General features: G+C 74.0%; 17 protein-coding genes and 1 tRNA gene. 5 read left to right on the top strand and 13 right to left on the bottom strand.

What is annotated here, in order from left to right; genetic code table 11:
• Positions 1 to 42 precede the first annotated feature (42 nt).
• Both C5507_RS01265 and C5507_RS01260 read left to right on the top strand, forming a co-directional pair.
• Complete coding sequence (locus C5507_RS01265) at positions 43 to 1,008, top strand: acyl-CoA desaturase (RefSeq protein WP_104526696.1); 966 nt, start codon at positions 43 to 45, stop codon at positions 1,006 to 1,008.
• A 74-nt stretch (positions 1,009 to 1,082) separates the two neighbouring features.
• Entirely contained in the window at positions 1,083 to 1,691 is a 609-nt protein-coding gene (locus C5507_RS01260) for a TetR/AcrR family transcriptional regulator (RefSeq protein WP_104526747.1), read from the top strand.
• A 3-nt stretch (positions 1,692 to 1,694) separates the two neighbouring features.
• Here C5507_RS01260 and C5507_RS01255 read toward each other — a convergent pair whose 3' ends face one another.
• The 7 genes from C5507_RS01255 to C5507_RS22575 form a co-directional block, all read right to left on the bottom strand.
• Positions 1,695 to 2,621 (bottom strand): 4-(cytidine 5'-diphospho)-2-C-methyl-D-erythritol kinase, encoded by a 927-nt coding sequence (locus tag C5507_RS01255; protein WP_104526695.1) that lies wholly within the window; start codon positions 2,619 to 2,621, stop codon positions 1,695 to 1,697.
• Positions 2,618 to 3,565, bottom strand: a complete 948-nt coding sequence (gene rsmA, locus C5507_RS01250) for a 16S rRNA (adenine(1518)-N(6)/adenine(1519)-N(6))-dimethyltransferase RsmA (RefSeq protein WP_242611329.1) — start codon at positions 3,563 to 3,565, stop codon at positions 2,618 to 2,620. Before rsmA ends, C5507_RS01255 begins: the two co-directional genes overlap by 4 nt.
• Positions 3,495 to 4,586 (bottom strand): resuscitation-promoting factor, encoded by a 1,092-nt coding sequence (locus tag C5507_RS01245; RefSeq protein WP_104526694.1) that lies wholly within the window; start codon positions 4,584 to 4,586, stop codon positions 3,495 to 3,497. Before C5507_RS01245 ends, rsmA begins: the two co-directional genes overlap by 71 nt.
• A 353-nt stretch (positions 4,587 to 4,939) precedes the next feature.
• On the bottom strand, positions 4,940 to 5,779 hold the full coding sequence (locus C5507_RS01240; RefSeq protein ID WP_104526693.1) for a hypothetical protein: 840 nt from the start codon (positions 5,777 to 5,779) through the stop codon (positions 4,940 to 4,942).
• A gap of 68 nt (positions 5,780 to 5,847) precedes the next feature.
• On the bottom strand, positions 5,848 to 6,741 hold the full coding sequence (locus tag C5507_RS01235; protein WP_104526692.1) for a TatD family hydrolase: 894 nt from the start codon (positions 6,739 to 6,741) through the stop codon (positions 5,848 to 5,850).
• Positions 6,738 to 8,537 carry a methionine--tRNA ligase gene (gene metG, locus C5507_RS01230; RefSeq protein ID WP_104526691.1) on the bottom strand — a complete coding sequence of 600 codons (1,800 nt, stop codon included), beginning with the start codon at positions 8,535 to 8,537 and terminating at the stop codon, positions 6,738 to 6,740. The genes C5507_RS01235 and metG overlap by 4 nt, the downstream gene beginning before the upstream one ends.
• A 60-nt stretch (positions 8,538 to 8,597) precedes the next feature.
• On the bottom strand, positions 8,598 to 9,278 hold the full coding sequence (locus tag C5507_RS22575; RefSeq protein WP_165400490.1) for a hypothetical protein: 681 nt from the start codon (positions 9,276 to 9,278) through the stop codon (positions 8,598 to 8,600).
• Positions 9,279 to 9,478: 200 nt separating this feature from the next.
• Between C5507_RS22575 and corA the strand changes: the two genes are divergently transcribed.
• A complete protein-coding gene (gene corA, locus C5507_RS01215) occupies positions 9,479 to 10,600 on the top strand; it encodes a magnesium/cobalt transporter CorA (protein ID WP_104526688.1) in 1,122 nt (373 codons plus the stop codon).
• 155 nt (positions 10,601 to 10,755) lie between these two features.
• The gene (locus C5507_RS01210; RefSeq protein WP_104526687.1) at positions 10,756 to 11,679 is read left to right on the top strand and encodes a DUF559 domain-containing protein; all 924 of its coding nucleotides are present in this window, start codon (positions 10,756 to 10,758) and stop codon (positions 11,677 to 11,679) included.
• A gap of 76 nt (positions 11,680 to 11,755) precedes the next feature.
• On the opposite strand, the gene rsmI is transcribed toward C5507_RS01210, so the two are convergent.
• Complete coding sequence (gene rsmI / locus C5507_RS01205; protein WP_104526686.1) at positions 11,756 to 12,595, bottom strand: 16S rRNA (cytidine(1402)-2'-O)-methyltransferase; 840 nt, start codon at positions 12,593 to 12,595, stop codon at positions 11,756 to 11,758.
• A gap of 94 nt (positions 12,596 to 12,689) precedes the next feature.
• Between rsmI and C5507_RS01200 the strand changes: the two genes are divergently transcribed.
• Positions 12,690 to 14,219: a dolichyl-phosphate-mannose--protein mannosyltransferase gene (locus C5507_RS01200; RefSeq protein WP_104526685.1), complete on the top strand. Its 1,530-nt coding sequence runs from the start codon at positions 12,690 to 12,692 to the stop codon at positions 14,217 to 14,219.
• Positions 14,220 to 14,341: 122 nt separating this feature from the next.
• Here the strand turns inward: C5507_RS01200 and C5507_RS01195 are convergent.
• The 5 genes from C5507_RS01195 to galU all read right to left on the bottom strand — a co-directional run bounded on the left by C5507_RS01195 (position 14,342) and on the right by galU (position 18,561).
• A tRNA-Ala gene (locus tag C5507_RS01195) sits at positions 14,342 to 14,415 on the bottom strand.
• Positions 14,416 to 14,525: 110 nt separating this feature from the next.
• Positions 14,526 to 15,245, bottom strand: coding sequence for a hypothetical protein (locus C5507_RS01190; RefSeq protein ID WP_104526745.1), 720 nt, complete (start codon positions 15,243 to 15,245; stop codon positions 14,526 to 14,528).
• A gap of 191 nt (positions 15,246 to 15,436) precedes the next feature.
• Entirely contained in the window at positions 15,437 to 16,069 is a 633-nt protein-coding gene (locus C5507_RS01185) for a GNAT family N-acetyltransferase (RefSeq protein ID WP_207225911.1), read from the bottom strand.
• Positions 16,070 to 16,078: 9 nt separating this feature from the next.
• Complete coding sequence (gene glp / locus C5507_RS01180) at positions 16,079 to 17,527, bottom strand: molybdotransferase-like divisome protein Glp (RefSeq protein ID WP_207225910.1); 1,449 nt, start codon at positions 17,525 to 17,527, stop codon at positions 16,079 to 16,081.
• 116 nt (positions 17,528 to 17,643) lie between these two features.
• A complete protein-coding gene (galU, locus tag C5507_RS01175; protein WP_104526684.1) occupies positions 17,644 to 18,561 on the bottom strand; it encodes a UTP--glucose-1-phosphate uridylyltransferase GalU in 918 nt (305 codons plus the stop codon).
• Positions 18,562 to 18,665: the final 104 nt, after the last annotated feature.

The following is an 18,665-nucleotide window of genomic DNA, read 5'->3' as shown; positions in this document are numbered from 1 at the left end:
GCCCTCGGAGGCCCCTTGTCCGCTCCTGCCCGCACCCGGCCCATGGCTCCACCTCGCGTCGCTGCACCCCACGAAGGGCTGCCGGCCAGTGCGATCGGCCGGCGCAAGAGCGTGCTGGAGATCGTCACCCTGTACGTCATCGTCGTCGTGCCGTTCCTCGCGCTCGCGGCGGTCGTGCCGGCCGTGTGGGGCTGGGGGCTGTCCTGGCTCGACGTCGGGCTCGCGATCGGCTTCTACTTCTTCACCCTGCTCGGCGTCACGGTGGGCTACCACCGCTACTTCACGCACGGCTCGTTCCGGGCCAAGCGCCCGCTGCGGCTGGGTCTGGCCGTCGCCGGTTCGATGGCCATCCAGGGCCCGGTGGTCCAGTGGGTGGCCGACCACCGCCGGCACCACGCCTTCTCCGACCGCGACGGGGACCCGCACTCCCCCTGGCGGTACGGCACGGACCTGCACTCGGTGCTCAAGGGCATGTTCCACGCCCACCTGGGGTGGCTGTTCGAGCGGCGCAAGACCAGCATGGAGCGCTACGCGCCGGACCTGCTGAAGGACTCCGCCCTGGTGCGCACCGACCGGATGTTCGTGGTCTGGGCCGGCATCAGCCTCTTCCTGCCGGCCGTCATCGGTGGCCTGGTGACCATGAGCTGGGCGGGCGCGCTGTCGGCCTTCTTCTGGGCCGGCCTGGTGCGCATCGCCGTGCTGCACCACGTCACCTGGTCGATCAACTCCGTCTGCCACGTCGTCGGCGACCGGCCGTTCGTCTCCCCGGGCCGCGACCGCGCCACGAACTTCTGGCCGCTGGCGATCCTCAGCGCGGGCGAGTCGTGGCACAACCTGCACCACGCCGACCCGACCTGCGCACGACACGGCGTGCTGCGGGGGCAGATCGACATCAGCGCCCGGGTCATCTGGATCTTCGAGAAGCTCGGCTGGGCCTGGAACGTCAAGTGGCCCGACCCGGTGCGGCTCGCGGCCAAGCGCCGGCAACCCGCCGCCGTCGGCGGCTGACCATCGCCCCACCCCCCGAGCGGCCGGGGACCCGCGCTCCCACGGCGCGGGTCGCCGGCCGCTCGCGCGTGCGGATGTCGGCGGCCGAGCGGCGCCGCCAGCTGCTCGACGTGGGTCGCGAGGTCTTCGCCAGCAAGGGCTTCGACGGCACCTCGGTGGAGGAGATCGCCGCGCGGGCGGAGGTGAGCAAGCCGGTCGTCTACGAGCACTTCGGGGGCAAGCAGGGCCTGCACGCCCACGTCGTCGACCGCGAGATGCACCACCTGCTGGAGCGCTTCACGACGGCGCTGTCCGCGCCCGGGCACCCGCGCGACCTGCTGCACCGCGCGGCGCTGGTCCTCCTGGACTACATCGAGGAGGACACCGACGGCTTCCGGGTCCTGCTGCGCGACGCGCCGGCCACCAGCGGCGCCGGCCCCTTCGGCTCCCTGCTCGGCGAGGTGGCCCGCAAGGTGGAGCACATCCTCGGCCGGCAGTTCGCCGACCGGGACTACCCGCCGGGGCTGGCCGGCCTCTACAGCCAGGCGCTCGTCGGCATGGTCGCGCAGACCGGGCAGTGGTGGCTGGACACCCGCTCCCCCGGCAAGGAGGAGGTGGCCACCCACCTGGTCGCCCTCGCCTACGACGGGCTGTCCCACCTCCGCGCCGGGAGCGGCGCTCCCGGGGGGCCCGTTCCCGGCTGACCGCTACGGGACGAGACGCGCGCCGGGCGCCGGGCCGGCCACCGCACGGACGGTCCGGAAGACCCCCGCGCCGGCCAGCTCCGCGGCCATCCCGACGGCGGACCTCTCGTCGGCGGCCAGCGCCGCGACGGTGGGCCCCGAGCCGCTCACGAGGGCTGCGACGGCACCCGCCTCCCCCGCCGCCTGCAGCGCCCGGCGCAGGTCCGACCGCAGGCTGCAGGCGGGTGCCTGGAGGTCGTTGACGAGGGCGGCGCCGAGATCGGCGGCAGACCCGCCGCGCAGCGCCGCGAGCACCGCCTCGGCGGGCGCCGGTCCGGCCACCTCGGGCAGCCGTCCGGCGGCCCGCATCCGGTCGAGCTCGCCGTAGACCGCGGGCGTCGACAGCCCCTCGCCCGCGATGCCCAGCACCCAGTGCGAGCTCCCGCCGCTCAGGACCGGGGTCACCTGCTCCCCTCGTCCCGTGCCGAGGGCCACGCCCCCGACCAGGCCGAACGGGACGTCGCTGCCGAGCTGGGCGGCCAGCTCCAGCAGGTCCTCGCGACCGGCCCGGGTGCCCCAGAAGGCGTCCAGGGCGACCAGGGTGGCGGCCGCGTCCGCGCTGCCACCGGCCAGGCCGGCCGCGACCGGGATCGCCTTGGCGACGGCGAGGGACGCGTCGGCGGCCACGCCGGCGTGCCGGGCCAGGAGCTCGGCGGCGCGCCACACCAGGTTGGTCCGGTCCCCCGGTACCTGCCCGGGCCCGCGGCCGACGTCCGCGCCCTCACCGGAGACGGCGAGCGACAGGCCCTCGCCGGGGCCGACCGTCACCGTGTCGAACAGCGAGACGGCCAGGTAGACGGTGTGCAGCTCGTGGAACCCGTCCGCGCGCAGCGGCCCGACGCCCAGGTGCACGTTCACCTTGGCCGGCGCACGGGCGGCGAGCGTGGTCACGGTGTTCCCGGAGCGGTGGCCGCCAGCCGGGCGAAGTCCTCGACCGACAGCTGCTCACCGCGCGTGGAAGGGTCGATCCCGGCAGTCCGCAGCCGCCGCTCGGCCTCCGCGGGGCTTCCCGCCCAGCGCGCGAGCGCGGCGCGGAGGCTCTTGCGGCGCATCGCGAAGGCGGCGTCGGCCACGGCGAAGGTGGCCTGCCGGTCGCCGGGGGGCGGAGGCCGGCGGACCAGGGCCACGAGGCCGGAGTCGACGTTCGGCTCGGGCCAGAAGACCCGCCGGCCGACGTTGCCGGCACGGCGCACGTCGCCGTACCAGGCCGCCTTGACCGACGGGATGCCGTACACCCCGGAGCCCGGGCCCGCGGCCAGCCGCTCGGCCACCTCGGCCTGCACGAGCACCAGCGCACGGTCCAGCGTCGGCAGCAGCTCGAGCATGTTCAGCAGCACGGGCACTGCGATGTTGTAGGGCAGGTTGGCCACCAGCGCCGTCGGCGGCGGGCCGGGCAGCTCGGTGATCCGCAGCGCGTCGGCCTCCACGACGGTGAGCCGGTCGGCGAGATCGGGCCGGCGGGCGGCGACCGTCGTCGGCAGGAGTGCGGCGAGCCGGGGATCGATCTCCACCGCGATCACCCGGGCGGCGGCCGGCAGCAGGCCGAGGGTGAGGGACCCGAGACCGGGCCCGATCTCCAGGACGATGTCCTCGGGGCGCAGTTCGGCGGTGCGCACGATCCGCCGGATCGTATTGGCGTCGTGCAGGAAGTTCTGCCCGAGGGTCTTGGTGGGACGCAGATCGAGCTGCTGGGCCAGCTCGCGGATGGCGGCGGGGCCCAGCAGCCCGTCGGCCTGCTCGGGTGTCGTGCTCAGGGGGATCCGATCAGTTGAACAGGCGGGACCCGCAGTGCGGCCACTGCCCGGCGCCGGAGCGGTCGTACAGCTGCTGCGCACGGTACGTCTGCTCGTCCGCTGAGGCCGCGGCCGGGTCACCGGTGCCGCCGACGGAGGCCCAGGTGCTCGTGGAGAACTGGTACATGCCCCGGTACTTGCCGGTCGAGCTGACCGCGTTCGGCCGTCCGCCGGACTCGCAGTTGGCCAGCGCGGCCCAGTTGAGCCCGTCGGCGGCCGGCTTGTTGGCCGGGCGGGCCTTGGTGCCCACGGTGACCTGCTCGTCGACCGGCTCGCGGGTGACGGTCGTCGACAGCGTCTCGCGACCGGTCTCCTGGCCGTCGACGACGGTCACGCGGAAGGTGGTCCGCTGCTCGCCGTCCACGCCCTTGGTGGTGACCTTCTTCTCGCCCTGGAAGGCGGCGTCGTCCTCGGTCTCGACCCGGCCGTACGGGACGGCGCTCGTCTCGGTGATCTCCGAGATCTGCACGCGGAAGACCTGCAGGCGCATGCGGTTGAGCAGCCCCTGCTCCAGGCGCAGGCTGGTGCGGTCGGTCCCGCTGAGCGCGATCCCCTGCTCGGCCAGCAGGTCCCCGGCCGTGGCGGCGGTCGTGGTGACGACGCGCTCCTGGCCGTCGGCGACCAGCACGACGTCCTTGGGGGTCGTGACGGTGAGCGCCATGCCCTCGAGCGGCAGGCGCTCGCCGCGGCTGGCCGACAGCACCAGGCCGTCGGCGCGCATCCCGAGCTGGTCCAGCGCCTCCTCGACCGACAGCGCGGTCACGTACACCTCGCGCGAGACGCCGTCGACCGTGAGCTCCAGCGGGCGGGCCCGGTTGAGGACCACGGCGTCGCCGTCACCGACCGCCGCGTCGGGCGACGGGAGGACCACGTCGTGGGCGGCCAGGGCCAGCCCCTCGTCCTCCAGCACCTCACCCACGGTGTCGGCGTAGGTGCCGACGCTGCGGGTCTGCCCGTCGACGGTGATCGTCACGGACTTCTGGGCGATGAAGAAGGCGAGCGTCCCGCCCACGAGTCCGAGGAGCACGAGGGCGAAGAGGCTGAACTGCAGGGAGCGGCGCACGGCACTTCCAGGGGGTCCGGGTTCCGGGCAGGAGGGCACCCAGACCGCCGGAGCGGCCCGGTCGCGGATACCGGCTCGAGCGGCAGCCGACCGGAGCCAGGCTCCGGCGAGCGCCACCCGGGTCGTCCTCCACCCCGGCTGTCGATCACGACACGATAACGAACACACTGCGCATGGCTTTGGTGCACAAGGAGTGAAGCAGAGCTCGGTAAATGCACCGTGTGGGCGCGCCGATGCGCTGTGTTACCGCCGTGCCGGGTGGGGCGGGAGTTGCGAGCATTTCGACGCCCGTAGCGGCGTGAGCAAGCCCACGGCGTGGGATGCGCTGATCGGGGCAGGAGCGCCCCGCCGGGTCAGTTCGCCAGCGCCGGAGCCGTGGACCGGACCGGCCGCAGCCAGCCCAGCAGGAAGACGCCCACGGCCAGCCCGGCGGCCAGCGCCGAGAAGCCACCGGCCACCAGGCCCACGGGCAGCACGTCGAAGCTCTGGGTCACCTGGTCCCCGAGCTCGAGACCGGCGCGGAGCAGCAGGGTGCCGAACGGCAGGAGCGCCGTCACGCTGGCGGCGGCGGTGACCAGGTGCGCCGTCCAGGTGCGCAGGGCCTCGTCCACCGGGACGTCCGCCCCCTCCGCCGGCAGCGGTCGCACCAGCACCCGCAGCAGGGCCACCTCCGCCGTCAGCCAGGCCACCAGCGGCACGCCGGCCACCGCCCAGACCACTGGTCCGCCCAGATCGCCGTCGCGCCACATGACCGCGGTCATGGCCAGCTCGGCGAGCACGACCGCGCGCATCGTCCAGACCAGCCAGCCGGAGACGAGCTCGCGGAGCCGCGGACGGCGGGGTGGCGCACTGAGGGCCCACCGAGGGCGGGGGCGGGTCGCCTCGGCCAGCAGCACGCCGGCCAGGAGCCCCACGACCAGGATCGGCACCCACAGGAAGACCGAGGCCTCCGCCAGGAGCACCACGCTGACCAGGATGCCGGCGACCCCGAGCACCAGGCCGAGGAGTCGCAGGCGCCGTCCGTGCGCGGCCTGCCGCCGCAGGACGGTGACGCCCTCCGGGGTCGGCTCGGCCAGTTCCACGGCGCCCGAGGCGACGGCCCGCTGCCCGGACGCCAGGCCCCAGGCACGGGCCAGCAGCACCCCCGGCACGAGGAGTGCGACGAAGAGGACGACGGCGATGAGGCGACCCACGGTGTTGATTGTCGTCCTCCGGACGACCCGGCGGCCACGTGCCCACCGCTATTTCCGTTGAGCCCGACCTATTTCTCGTGCCACGAGCCGAAGACGCGCTCCGCAGTGGCGGTGAGCGCGTGGCACAGCTCGGTCAGCTCGACCCCGGTGACCTCGGCCAGCGCACGGACCGTGTGCGGGACCAGCCGCGAGGCGTTGGGGCGACCACGGTGCGGGACCGGGGTGAGGAAGGGCGAGTCGGTCTCGACCAGCAGCTGGCCGACGGGGGTGATGACCGCGGCCTCCCGCAGGTAACCCGCGTTGCCGAAGGTCAGCGTGCCGGCGAAGGAGAGCACGTACCCGCGCTCGACGCAGGCCTTGGCGAAGACCGGGTCCCCGGAGAAGCAGTGGAAGACCGTGCGCTCCGGGGCGCCCTCGTCCTCCAGCACGCGGAAGATCTCCTCGTGGGCGTCCCGGTCGTGGATGACCAGCGCGACGCCGTGCCGCTTGGCGATGCGGATGTGCGCCCGGAAGGACTGCTCCTGCGCCGCCCAGCCCTCGGGGCCGGTGCGGTAGCGGTCGAGCCCCGTCTCCCCCACCGCGCGCACCCGCGGCAGCGCGGCCAGCCGGTCGATCTCGGCCAGCGCCTCCTCGGTGGCCCTGCCCTCCCCCGCCTCGTTGGGGTGGAGCGCGACGGCGGCCAGCACGTTCGGGTGCCGGGCGGCCAGCTCGGCCGACCACCGGGAGGAGGCGACGTCGACCCCCACCTGCACCAGCCGCGGGATGCCGACCGCCTCGGCGGCGGCGATCTCCGCGTCGACGGCCTCCTCGGCGGCCCACTCGCCGTGCTCGCCGTCCGCCGGGCGCTCCCCCAGCACGATGTCCAGGTGAGTGTGGCTGTCCGGCGCCGGCGCCGGCAGCGGCTCGGGGGACGGCGGCGGCTCGCCGCGGCGGTTGGCCCGGGAAGCAGCCGACCTGCTCATGCGCCGTCGTCCTCCAGGCGCCGGATCTCGTCGGCGACGACCGACTCGTCGAGCTTGGTGAAGATCGGCTTCGGGGGCGCGAGCGGCGTCCCCGGCGCGGCCAGCGGCGTGGAGGCCCAGACGGCCTGCCCCTGCTCGTAGTCGCCGGTGATGATCGGGTACGGCGAGCCGTCGTCCAGGTCGGTGACCTCGTCGATCCGCGGCGCCACCGACCAGGTCCCGGTGCCGCCGAGCAGCTCGTGCACCTGCTGCGCGGAGTGCGGGAGGAAGGGGGTGAGCAGGGCGTTGCAGTCCTTGATCGCCTGCAGCGCGGTGTGCAGCACGGTGTCCCGGCGGGCCGGGTCCTCCTTGAGCTTCCACGGCGCCTGGTCCGACAGGTACTTGTTCGCCTCGCCGACCACCCGCATGGCCTCGCCGATCGCGGCCTTCTGCCGGTTCCGGGACAGCAGGTCGCCGATGGGGCCGAACGCGCCGGACGTCGTCGCCAGCAGGGTCCGGTCGTCGTCGGTGAGCTCCCCCGGCGTCGGTACGGCGCCGACGTTCTTGGCCGCCATCGAGACGCTGCGGTTGACCAGGTTGCCCCAGCCGGCCACCAGCTCGTCGTTGTTGCGGCGGCGGAACTCCGACCAGGTGAAGTCGGTGTCCTGGTTCTCCGGCCCGGCGACGGCGATGAAGTACCGCAGCGCGTCCGCGTCGTAGCGGGCGAGGAAGTCCCGGACGTAGATGACGATCTGGCGGCTGCTGGAGAACTTGCGGCCCTCCATGGTCAGGAACTCGCTGGAGACCACCTCGGTGGGCAGGTTCAGCCGCCCGAGGGAGCCCGCCGCGCCGCCCTTGTCACCCTCGCCGTTGTAGCCGAGGAGCTGGGCCGGCCAGATCTCGGAGTGGAAGACGATGTTGTCCTTGCCCATGAAGTAGTAGGCGTCGGACTCCGGCGTCTGCCACCACTGGCGCCAGGCGTCCGGGTCACCGGACCGGCGGGCCCACTCGATCGACGCCGAGAGGTAGCCGACGACGGCGTCGAACCAGACGTAGATGCGCTTGTCCGGCCGGTCGCGCCAGCCGTCCAGCGGCACCGGCACACCCCAGTCGATGTCGCGGGTGTAGCTGCGCGGCTTGAGGTCCTCCAGCAGGTTGACGCTGAAGTTGAGGACGTTCGGGCGCCAGCTCTTGCGGGTGGCCAGCCAGTCGCCCAGCGCCCGGGTGAAGGCCGGCAGGTCGAGGAAGTAGTGCTCCTCCTCGACGAACTTCGGCGTCTCGCCGTTGATCTTGCTCACCGGGTTGATCAGGTCGATGGGGTCGAGCTGGTTGCCGCAGTTGTCGCACTGGTCGCCGCGGGCGCCGTCGTACCCGCAGATCGGGCAGGTGCCCTCGATGTAGCGGTCGGGCAGCGTGCGGCCGGTCGACGGGCTGATCGCGCCGAGCGTCGTCTTCGGGAAGACGTAACCGTTCTTCAGCAGGCCCAGGAAGATTTCCTGGCTGACGGCGGCGTGGTTGGCCGTCGTCGTCCGGGTGAACAGGTCGTAGCTCAGCCCGAGCGACTGCAGGTCGCCCACGATGATCCGGTTGTTGCGGTCGGCGATCTGCCGGGGCGTGATGCCCTCGGCGTCGGCGGCGACCGTGATCGGGGTGCCGTGCTCGTCGGTCCCGCTGACCATCAGCACCCGGTCACCGGCCATCCGGTGGTAGCGGCTGAAGACGTCGGAGGGGACGCCGAAGCCCGAGACGTGGCCGATGTGCCGCGGCCCGTTCGCGTAGGGCCAGGCGACTGCGGTCAGGATGTGCCGATCACTCACGGGGGAAGCCTAGGCGGCCTGCTCCTCGGGGTCGCCCGCGCGGGCGGGTGGGGCGCTCGATCAGGGGTGATAGACGACGCTGGACGCGGGCGCGTCCACGGGGTTCGGGACCGGGGTGAGCAGGGCCAGCCCGCTCAGGCCGAGCGCGATGACGCCCAGGGTGAGCGTGCACAGCACCCGGTGCCCAGCGACGGGGTCCGGACCCTGGCGGACGCGGACCCGCGGGCCCTGGGCCACCCAGCGCCGCGCTGACGCGGAGTCGGCGAGCAGCAGCTTGGTGACCGGCAGCGAGACGGCGACGGCGAAGACCAGCGGCAGCGGCAGCCCGGCGGTCAGCGCCCCCGGGACGGGGACGACGACCGCGGCCGCCCCGGCGAGCGCGACGACGGCCAGCTCGACCGCGGACGTGCGCACCACCAGGCGGCGGCTGGCGCCGTCGATCAGCGCGGCGCCCCCACCGGCGGAGAGCACGATCCAGCCGGCCAGCGCCACCAGACCGCCGACGACCACCAGGCCGGGCGGGCGGACCGCTGCGGAGAGGACGCCGTCGATCTGCGTCAGGCCGACGGCGAGCAGGCCGACCGCCTGCAGCACGGCCAGCAGACCGGCCGCGAGCGCGTTCAGCGGCACCCAGCGCAGGCGGGCGACGGCCTCCGTCGCACCCGGCGCATCGCCGACCCGCGGCACGCGGACGTGCGGCGGGGCGATGGTGTCGCGGACGTCGAGGACGCTGGTCGCCACGTGCTGAGCTCCTTGACCGGTGGACGCTGTCCCCGGGAAGGACGGCGTCGCCCACCTCCGGCTGGAGTGCCGCGCGTCGGTCCCTCACCCCGTGGGGTGAGGTCTCCGCCGGCGCCGGCCGTGCGGCGCACGTCGGCACGTGGTGGGGAGGGGTCGCGCGCCTACGCTGCTATCCGCCCAGGCTCCGAGGAGGTACCGAGATGAGCACCGGTGAGACGCCCCCCGTCGCGCCGCTGGAACTCCCGTCGGAGACACCACCGGGCGCACGGGCGACCCTGCGGCCCCGGCCGGCGGGACGTCCGCGCCGCACCTCCAGCCGGCCCGACGGCACCGCCGCCGTCGTCGATTGCGCGGTCTACGTCGACGGCCGGCGCCAGGAGCCGGTGCGGCCCGAGGACGCGCTGCGGGTGGCCGAGGAGCGCGGTGGCTTCGTCTGGCTGGGGCTGTACGCCCCCACCGGGGAGGAGCTCGGCACCATCGCCGAGGAGTACGACCTGCACCCCCTCGCCGTCGAGGACGCCGTGTACGCCCACCAGCGGCCCAAGCTCGAGCGGTACGACGACGCCCTGTTCATGGTGCTGAAGACGGCCACCTACATCGAGCACGAGGAGCTGACCGCGACCAGCGAGGTCGTGGACACCGGCGAGGTGATGGTCTTCCTGGCCGAGCGGTACGTCATCACCGTCCGGCACGGGGAGCACAGCGGCCTGGCCGACCTGCGGCACCGGCTGGAGGAGCAGCGGGACCTGCTGTGCCTCGGGTCGGCCGCGGTGCTCTACGCCGTCGCCGACCTGGTGGTGGACACCTTCGTCGAGGTCGCCGGCGCGGTCGAGGAGGACGTCGAGGAGCTCGAGGCGTCGGTGTTCAGCCCCGAGCGCACGGACGACGTCGGCCGGCTGTACCAGCTGAAGCGCGAGCTGATGTCGCTGCGGCGGGCGGTGTCCCCGCTCGAGGTGCCGCTGCAGAAGCTGGCCGAGCGGCCCGTCGACGTCGTCCCCGAGGCCATGCGCTCCTACTTCCGGGACGTCTTCGACCACGCCATCCGGGTGCGCGACCAGGTGTCCGGGCTCGACGAGCTGCTCACCTCGATCCTGCAGGCCTCCCTGGCCCGCACGCAGATGGCCGACAACGAGGACATGCGCAAGATCTCCGCCTACGCCGGCATCATCGCCGTCCCCACGGCCATCGCCGGGATCTACGGCATGAACTTCGAGTACATGCCTGAGCTGGACGAGAGGTGGGGGTACCCGGCGGTGCTGCTGGTCATCCTCACCGCCATCGTGCTGCTGTACCGCGGCTTCAAGCGCAACGGCTGGCTCTGACCCAGGCATGGGAAGCGATACACCCGTCTCGGCGCCCAGAACGGGTGTATCGCTTCCCATGCCCGAGTGCGACCGTCCTTCGTTTGCGGCGCAGCGCTGTCCACAGATCTGGCTTCATGGCCCCACCGCACCGTCGAACACAGCAGTCTCCCGGCGTGGACTGGCGACCGGTGATCCGAGAAGTGCTCGACCGCAATGACGGCTTGGCCACGCGGCGCCAACTGCTCCAGCGCGTGCCGGCCCTCGTCCTCGACGGGCACGTGGGCCGGAAGAACCTCGTCCGCGTCTTCCCGCACGTCTACCGGCTGCGCGGCACCACCGACAGCGAGGTGATGCTCCTGCGTGCTGCCCTCTTGCACGCCGGACCTGAAGCGGCGCTGAGCCACACGACGGCGCTCGCCGTCTGGGGCGTCCGCGCGTTCGAGCACCCCGTACATCTCACGGTCGACCACGGCATCCGCCGCGCGGGGTCGCAGGGACTCGTCGTGCACCGCCGCCTGCGCTTCGACCCCACCTCCGAGCAGTGCGTTCAACGTCGCGGGCTCCTGGTCACGACATTGCCGCGGGCGATCGTCGACTCATGGCCATTGCTCCCGGTGGGCGAACGTCGTCCGCTCGCCCTCGACATCACCCGCCAAGGGCTGACGACGGTGGCGCTCCTCCGCGATGCGCTCGCCGACCGGCCCAACGTGGGCGGACGACGGCTGTTGCTCCAGACCCTCGACCTCATCGACGACGGGTGCCAGAGCGAGCTCGAGGCACACGGTGTGCTGAACGTCTTCCGACACCCCTCGCTACCGCGCAGCACCGGCCAGCTCCCGATTCAGCTGCGCGACCGCCGAGTCGTTCTGGACCGCGCCTGGCCGGAAGCCATGCTCGCGGTGGAACTCGACGGCGCGAAGCACCACACCTCGCCCGAGGACCGCCAGAGGGATCTCGCCCGCGATCGGGAGTTGGCTGCTCTGGGATGGGTGGTGCTCCGCTTCACCTACGCGGACGTGATCCGCGACCCGGAGGGTGTACGCGCCAGGATCCTGGAGGTCTACCGCGCCCGCGTGGCCCAGCTCCGTGCGATCTGACCGCCCGCTCAAGGCATGGGAAGCGATCCATGTATCTCGGCGCCCAAGACGCATGGATCGCTTCCCATGCCGAGAGTCAGGGGGTCTTGGCGGCGACGACGGCGTCGAAGACGGTCCGCTTGGGCAGTCCGGTCCGGGTGACGACGGCGCGGATCGCGTCCTTGCGGGTGACCCCGGCGGCCTCCTCCGCGGCGACGGCGGCGGCGATCTCCGGCCCGGACAGCTCCACCACGCGCTCCGGCGCGCCGGCGACCACGAGGGTGATCTCGCCCTTCACGCCCTCGGCCGCCCACACTGCGAGCTCGGCCAGCCCGCCGCGGCGGATCTCCTCGTAGGTCTTGGTCAGCTCCCGGCAGACGGCGGCCGCGCGGTCCTCGCCCAGCACGGCGGCGGCGTCGGCGAGCGCGTCGGCCAGCCGGTGCGGGGACTCGAAGAACACCATCGTGCGGCGCTCGTCGGCCAGCGCGGTGAACAGCGACCGCCGCTCCCCCGACCGCCGCGGCAGGAACCCCTCGAAGCAGAACCGGTCCACCGGCAGCCCGGACACCGCGAGCGCGGTGGTGACGGCGGACGGGCCGGGCACCGACGTGACCCCGATGCCGGCGTCGATGGCGGCCCGCACCAGCGTGTAGCCGGGGTCGGACACCGACGGCATGCCTGCATCGGTGAGCAGCAGCACCGTCGCGCCGTCGGCGAGGGCGGCCAGGAGGCCGGGGAGCCGCGCCTGCTCCACCGACTCGTGGAAGGTGACGATGCGGCCGGTGAAGGTGACCTCGAGGTCGGCGGCCAGCCGGTGCAGGCGGCGGGTGTCCTCGACGGCGAGGACGTCGGCCGTGGCCATCACCGCGCGCAGCCGCGGGCCCACGTCGCCGGGCTGCCCGAGGGGTGCCCCGCCCAGCACCAGCCGTCCGCTCACCCGTCGAGCCTGTCACGGCGGTCGTCGGAGGCGCGCCTGCAGGGTCCCCGGGCGAGTGCCGGGGGCAGGCGGGTCCTTTCACTACCCTGGCGGCATGGCGGTGCTGGCTCCCGAACGGGCCGAGCGGGACCCGCAGGATCCGCAGCACCCGGGCCTGCGGGCGCGCCGCGTACCGTTCCCCCGCCGTCGCACCGATCCCGTGCCGCCGGCCACCGACCGCCGCACCGGGTGGCTCGTCGCGGCGGTCCTGGGCGTCGTCGCCCTCGCCGTGCGGCTGGTCGGCATCGGCTACCCGCGCGACCTCCTCTTCGACGAGGCGTACTACCCGCCCGAGGCTCGCGAGCTGCTGACCTGGGGTTTCGAGTACAACCGCGGGTACACGTTCATCGTCCACCCCCCGCTGGGCAAGTGGTTCATCGCGCTCGGCGAGCAGCTGTTCGGGTACGACTCGTTCGGCTGGCGCTTCCCGTCGGCGGTCGCCGGCGCGGTGTCGGTCGTGCTGCTCTTCCGGCTGGCCCGCCGGCTCACCGGCTCCACGCTGGTCGGCCTGTTCGCCGGGGTGCTGCTGCTGGCCGACGGCTTCGCGTTCACGCTGTCCCGGATCGGCCTGCTGGACGTCTTCCTGCAGGTGCTGGTGCTGGCCGCCGTCAGCTGCCTGGTGGTCGACCGCGACGTGGTGCGCGCCCGGGTCCGGGCGGCAGGCGCCGTTCGGGACGCCGGGTTCCGGCTGGGGCCGCGCGGCTGGCGGATCGCCGCCGGTGTGCTGTTCGGCGCCGCCTGCGCGGTGAAGTGGAGCGGCGTCTGGTTCCTCGCCTGCTTCGCGATCGCGTCGCTGTTCTGGGACCGCGCCGCCTGGCGCGAGGCGGGCGTCCGCCGGCCGACCCGGACGGCGGCGCGCCGGGGCCTGCCGGGCGCGGTGTGGGCGCTGGCCGTCGTGCCGGTCCTCACCTACGTGGCCAGCTTCACCGGCTGGTTCCTCGGTGAGACGTCGCAGGGCAAGGCCTGGGCGCAGCAGAACCCCGAGACGGCGTTCCCGTGGATCCCCGACGCGGTGCGCTCGCTGTGGCACCAGCACGCGGAGTGGCTGAGCTTCCACAACGGGCTCTCCTCGCCGCACCCGTGGGAGTCCGGCCCCTGGTCCTGGCTGGTCAACGGCCGGCCGATCCTGCTCTGGAACCCGCAGGGACTCGTCGACGACCAGGGCGAGCAGGTGGTGCGCTACATCCTCATGGTCGGGACGCCGACGCTGTGGCTGCTCTTCGCGCCCGCCTCGCTGTGGCTGGCCTGGCGGATCGCCGCCCGCCGCGACCCCGCCGCGGTCCCCGTCGCCGTGGGCATCGCGGCCGGCTGGCTCACCTGGTTCGTCAACCTCGACCGGACGATGTTCATCTTCTACATCGCCCCGGCGCTGCCGTTCTTCGTGCTCGCCGTCGCCCTGGTGCTGCAGGACGTCGTGGGCCGGCCGGGCATGTCGTGGGAGCGCCGGCGGGTGGGGCTGGGAGCCGCGTGCCTCTACGTGGGCGTCGTCGTCGCGACCTTCGTCTTCTTCTGGCCGGTGCTCACCGGCAGCCCGCTGTCCCACGGCGAGTGGCTGCAGCGGATGTGGTTCTCCTCCTGGTTCTGAGCCGTGGCGCGCTCACCTCGCCCGGCGGGGAGCGCCAGCCCGGACGTCGACGACGTCGGCCGTCCCGCGTGCGGGAACGACGAAGGCCGGACCCGTTCGGGTCCGGCCTTCGGTCTTCAGGGTGGAGCTGAGGGGAGTTGAACCCCTGACCCCCTCGATGCGAACGAGGTGCGCTACCGGACTGCGCCACAGCCCCTTCGAGAGACGAGTTTAGCGGTCCCGTCCCCCGACGCCACCACCGGGGCGCCGGCCCCCTGCGGGGTCCCGCCGCGAGCGTGCGAGCGGTGGGGGGCAGGGGGTGTTTCCTCAGGCGTTGGCCACCCGTGCCGGCCGGTACTCGTCGATGTCGGCGAAACCGATGTCGTCGTCGTCCAGGCCGACGACGGCGCTGTTCTGCCAGCCCACGGGCGCCGGGGTGCGGGCCGCGACGACCCGGCCCGGACGCAGCGTGTGCACCGCGGCCAGCGGCACGCTCGGGTGCGGCAGGCTCGGCAGGCCACTCTGGGCCACCGTCTCGTGCACCTCGGCCGGCGGATGCACCTCGGCCGGCGGAGCGGTCCGCTGGACGGGCGCCGGGGCAGCGACGGGGCGGGCCGGAGCCCGCATGGCCGCGCGGGCGGCGGCCCGGGCGGCGCGGCGGGCGGCCAACCGCTCGCGACGGGCCACCTTCCGCAGCACGAGCACGTAACCGACGGTGGCCACGCTGAAGAAGGCCTGTGCGATCCACAGCCACGGCGTCAGCAGCAGCGCGCCCGCCAGGGAGGCGAGCGCGAGCAGCACCAGGCCCCCGAGGGCCCGGCGACGCAGCGCGTGCACGTCCACCTTCAGCTCACCGGTGGTGCGCAGCACCTCGCGGTCGATCTCGACCCGCTCGGTCGCCGCGTGCCGGACGGTGTCGACCGACCTGCGCCGCTGCAGCGTCCGGCCACCGTCCGCTGCCTCCACCCGGCCGTCCGCGTCGCCGCGGGTCACCACCATGGGGACCAGCACGACGAACCACAGCACGACCAGAGCGGCCAAGAGCACGCCCGAACCCATACCGAACACCACCTGTCACATCAGTCACTCGCCAGGCGAGGCTAAGCAGCCGGAGGGCCGCCGTCGGGGAGGCGCGCGGGCGTGTCGCTGATCGGTGTGGGACCGGTGTGACAGGAGACGGCGTGTCGGCCACTGCCACCCGCACGGCGATCACCGCCCGTGCTATGTCGTCGAGCCGATCAGTCGACCGGTCGACCTGGCGACATCCGCCGCCAGCGGGCCAGCACGCCGCCGGGCGCATCCTCGGCGAGCAGCGCGTACGCCAGGTGGTCGCGCCAGTCGCCGTCGATGTCCAGGTACCGCCGGCGCAGGCCCTCCCGCTGGAAACCGAGACGTTCCGCGAGCCGCTGGCTGGGCATGTTCTCCGGCCGGATGTCGGCCTCCAGCCGGTGCAGCCCGACCGGTCCGAACGCGTGGTCGCAGACCATGGCGACGGCCAGCGACGCGACCCCGCGGCCGGCCACGTCCTGGTCGATCCAGTAGCCGAGGTAACCGGCCCGCAGCGCACCGCGCACGACGTTGTCGATGGTCACCTGCCCGGCCAGCCGCCCGTCCACCCGGACGGCGAACGGCAGCGACGTCCCCAGCCGCGCGCGGCGGGCGACCGTGCGCCGCATGGCCCGGTAGGCCGCCGGCGTGTGCCGCGCCGTCCACGGCAGCGACGACGTCGGCTCCCACGGGCTCAGCCAGCGCTCGTTGGCCAGCCGCACCCGGCTCCACTCCGCGGCGTCGCGCCGCCGCAGGGGGTGCAGCTCCACCGGCCCGGAGGACAGGCGGGCCGGCCAGCCCGGGTGCAGCAGCGGCTCGGTCACGGCGCGGGGTCAGCCGCCGAGCAGCAGCGGCATGACGGTGACCAGCCCGCCCGCGGCCACCTCGGTGACGTCCTCGTCGACGACGATGAGGCAGTTGGCCCGTGCCATCCGGGCGAGCAGCGCGTCGGTCGCCTCGCCCACCGGCTCGACGACGTAGCCGCCGTCGGGGTGGCGCATGACGGTGCCGTGCAGGTACTGGCGGTACCCCAGCGGGGAGAGCAGCTGCTGGCCGGCGATCGCCTGCACCGTGCGGCGGAACAGCTGGCGCTTGCCGAGCATCAGGCGGATTGCCGGCCGGACGAAGACCTCGAAGGCCACCAGCGCGGACACCGGCTCCCCCGGGACGCAGATGACCGGCACCTCGTCGCGCCCGAGCCGGCCGAAGCCCTGCGCCGGTCCTGGGTGCATGGCGACCTGCCGGAAACGCATCTCCCCGAGGCCGGCCAGCGCCTCCTGCACCATGTCGAAGCCGCTGCTGGTGAACGTCCCCGAGATGAGCACCAGGTCGCTGCGCAGCAGCTGGCTCTCCAGCACCTCGGTCAGCCGGCGGGGATCGGCGGGCAGGATGCCCCACCGGTAGGCGTCGGCGCCGGCGTCGCGAGCGGCCGCGGCCAGCGCGTAGCTGTTGACGTCGACCACCTGACCGGGCGCGGGGGTGGCGCTCACCTCGACCAGCTCGGTGCCGGCGCTGAGCACCACGACCCGCGGTCGGGGGCGGACGAGGACGCGGTCGCGCCCCACGGCGGCCAGCAGGCTGATCTGCGCGGGGCCGATCGGGGTGCCCACGTGCACCGCGGGGTCGCCGTCGGCGACGTCGTCGCCGGTCCGGCGCACGTAGCTGCCGGCGGGCGGGCCGGACTGCACGAGGACGCGGGCGGCGCCCTGGTCGGTCCAGACACCGGGGACGACGACGTCGGCGCCGGCCGGGAGCATCGCCCCCGAGGCGACCTTCACCGCCAGCCCCGGTCCGATGGCGGTCGGGGTGCTCGCCCCGGCGACGCTCTCCCCCACCACGGCGAGCTCGACCGGCTGCTGCACGATGGCTGCGGCGACGTCCTCCGCGCGGGCGGCGTACCCGTCGAGGGCGGCCTGGTCGAAGGAGGGCAGCGCCCGCTGGCTGACGACGTCCTCGGCGCACAGGAGGCCCTGCGCGTCGAGCACCGCCAGCTCGATGGGGTCCGGCTGCGGGACGGCGGCCAGGATCTCGTCGAGGTGCCGCTCGACCGTGCGCACCATCGGCGACGCGTCGGACCGGCCGTCGGCGGGCAGCGGCACCGGCCCGGTCAACGCCCGCTGCGGCGGGGCCTTGCCGACGACGGGGAGCGGCCCGGTCTGCGGGTCACGGGGGCCGGGAGCCCCGGTCGGGCGCGGCGGGGCCATGGGCATGTCGACCTGCGTGGTGTCCCGGTGCGTCCGGAACCTCGCGCCCCCGCTGTTGCCCTCGTCGTACCCGGACATCCTCACCACCGTCGTCCCGCCGTGCCGCTGTCCGGCGCCGGCTCCCACGGCGCCGGCGGGACCGGATGGGGCCCCGGCTCGGCGCCGTGGTCCGATCGTGCCCTGACGCGCGCCGGTCAGGACGGCGACGCGCCCTCGGCGGGCAGCTCGGTGACGAAGTCGCGCAGCCAGGAGCGCAGCGCCGGGCCCAGGTCGTCGCGCTCGGCGGCCAGCCGGACGACGGCCTTGAGGTAGTCCAGCTTGTCGCCGGTGTCGTAGCGGCGGCCGTCGAAGACCACGCCGTGCACGGGCTCCCCGCGCTCGACGAGCGTGGCCAGCGCGTCGGTCAGCTGGATCTCGCCACCCCGGCCGGGGGCGGTCTCCCTCAGCACCGCGAAGATCTCCGGGGAGAGCACGTAGCGGCCGATGATGGCCAGGCTGCTCGGCGCCTCCTCGACCGGGGGCTTCTCGACCAGGCCGGTGATCGTGACGACGCCCTCCTGGGTGTCCTCCTCGATGGCGACCGCGCCGTACTTGTCGATGTTCTCCGGGCCGACGTCGAGCAGTGCGATCACCGATCCGCCGTGCTCGGCCTGGACGGCCAGCATCTGCTCGAGCAGGTGGTCGCGGGCGTCGATGAGGTCGTCGCCCAGCAGGACGGCGAACGGCTCGTCCCCGACGAAGGCGGCGGCCTGGAGGACGGCGTGCCCGAGCCCGCGGGCCTCGCCCTGGCGGACGAAGTGCACCTGCGCGACGTCGGTGGACTCCTGCACGGCGGCGATCCGGCCGGCGTCGCCCTTCTTCTCCAGGGCCGCCTCCAGCTCCGGGGTGCGGTCGAAGAAGTCCTCGATGGCGGCCTTGTTCCGGCCGGTGACCATCAGCACCTCGGGCAGGCCGGCGCGCGCGGCCTCCTCGACGATGTACTGCAGCGCCGGTCGGTCGACGACCGGGAGCAGCTCCTTGGGCACGGCCTTGGTCGCCGGGAGGAACCGGGTGCCCATCCCCGCCACGGGGATGACCGCCTTGCGCGCCGGTCGGGTGCTGGGGGTCGACATGGCGGCAGCCTAGCCAGCGGCCGGTGGACCAGCGGTTCGAGGTCGCTGCGGGGAAGTCGCCCGGACGACGGGCAGGCGCTACCGGCCGGTCGCTGTCACAGTGG

Source organism: Blastococcus saxobsidens, from assembly GCF_002938435.1.
Taxonomy (GTDB): Bacteria; Actinomycetota; Actinomycetes; order Mycobacteriales; family Geodermatophilaceae; genus Blastococcus; species Blastococcus saxobsidens.
Note: the sequence above shows the minus strand (reverse complement) of the source record. Positions and strands in the feature narration are given on the sequence as shown.

Excerpts from the sequence above, each read along its gene's own strand:
- C5507_RS01265 (WP_104526696.1), top strand. The coding sequence starts at position 43 with ATGGCTCCACCTCGCGTCGCTGCACCCCACGAAGGGCTGCCGGCCAGT.
- glp (WP_207225910.1), bottom strand. The coding sequence starts at position 17,527 with ATGTCCGGGTACGACGAGGGCAACAGCGGGGGCGCGAGGTTCCGGACG.
- C5507_RS01235 (WP_104526692.1), bottom strand. The coding sequence starts at position 6,741 with ATGAGCAGGTCGGCTGCTTCCCGGGCCAACCGCCGCGGCGAGCCGCCG.
- C5507_RS01200 (WP_104526685.1), top strand. The coding sequence starts at position 12,690 with ATGGCGGTGCTGGCTCCCGAACGGGCCGAGCGGGACCCGCAGGATCCG.
- C5507_RS01260 (WP_104526747.1), top strand. The coding sequence starts at position 1,083 with ATGTCGGCGGCCGAGCGGCGCCGCCAGCTGCTCGACGTGGGTCGCGAG.
- galU (WP_104526684.1), bottom strand. The coding sequence starts at position 18,561 with ATGTCGACCCCCAGCACCCGACCGGCGCGCAAGGCGGTCATCCCCGTG.
- corA (WP_104526688.1), top strand. The coding sequence starts at position 9,479 with ATGAGCACCGGTGAGACGCCCCCCGTCGCGCCGCTGGAACTCCCGTCG.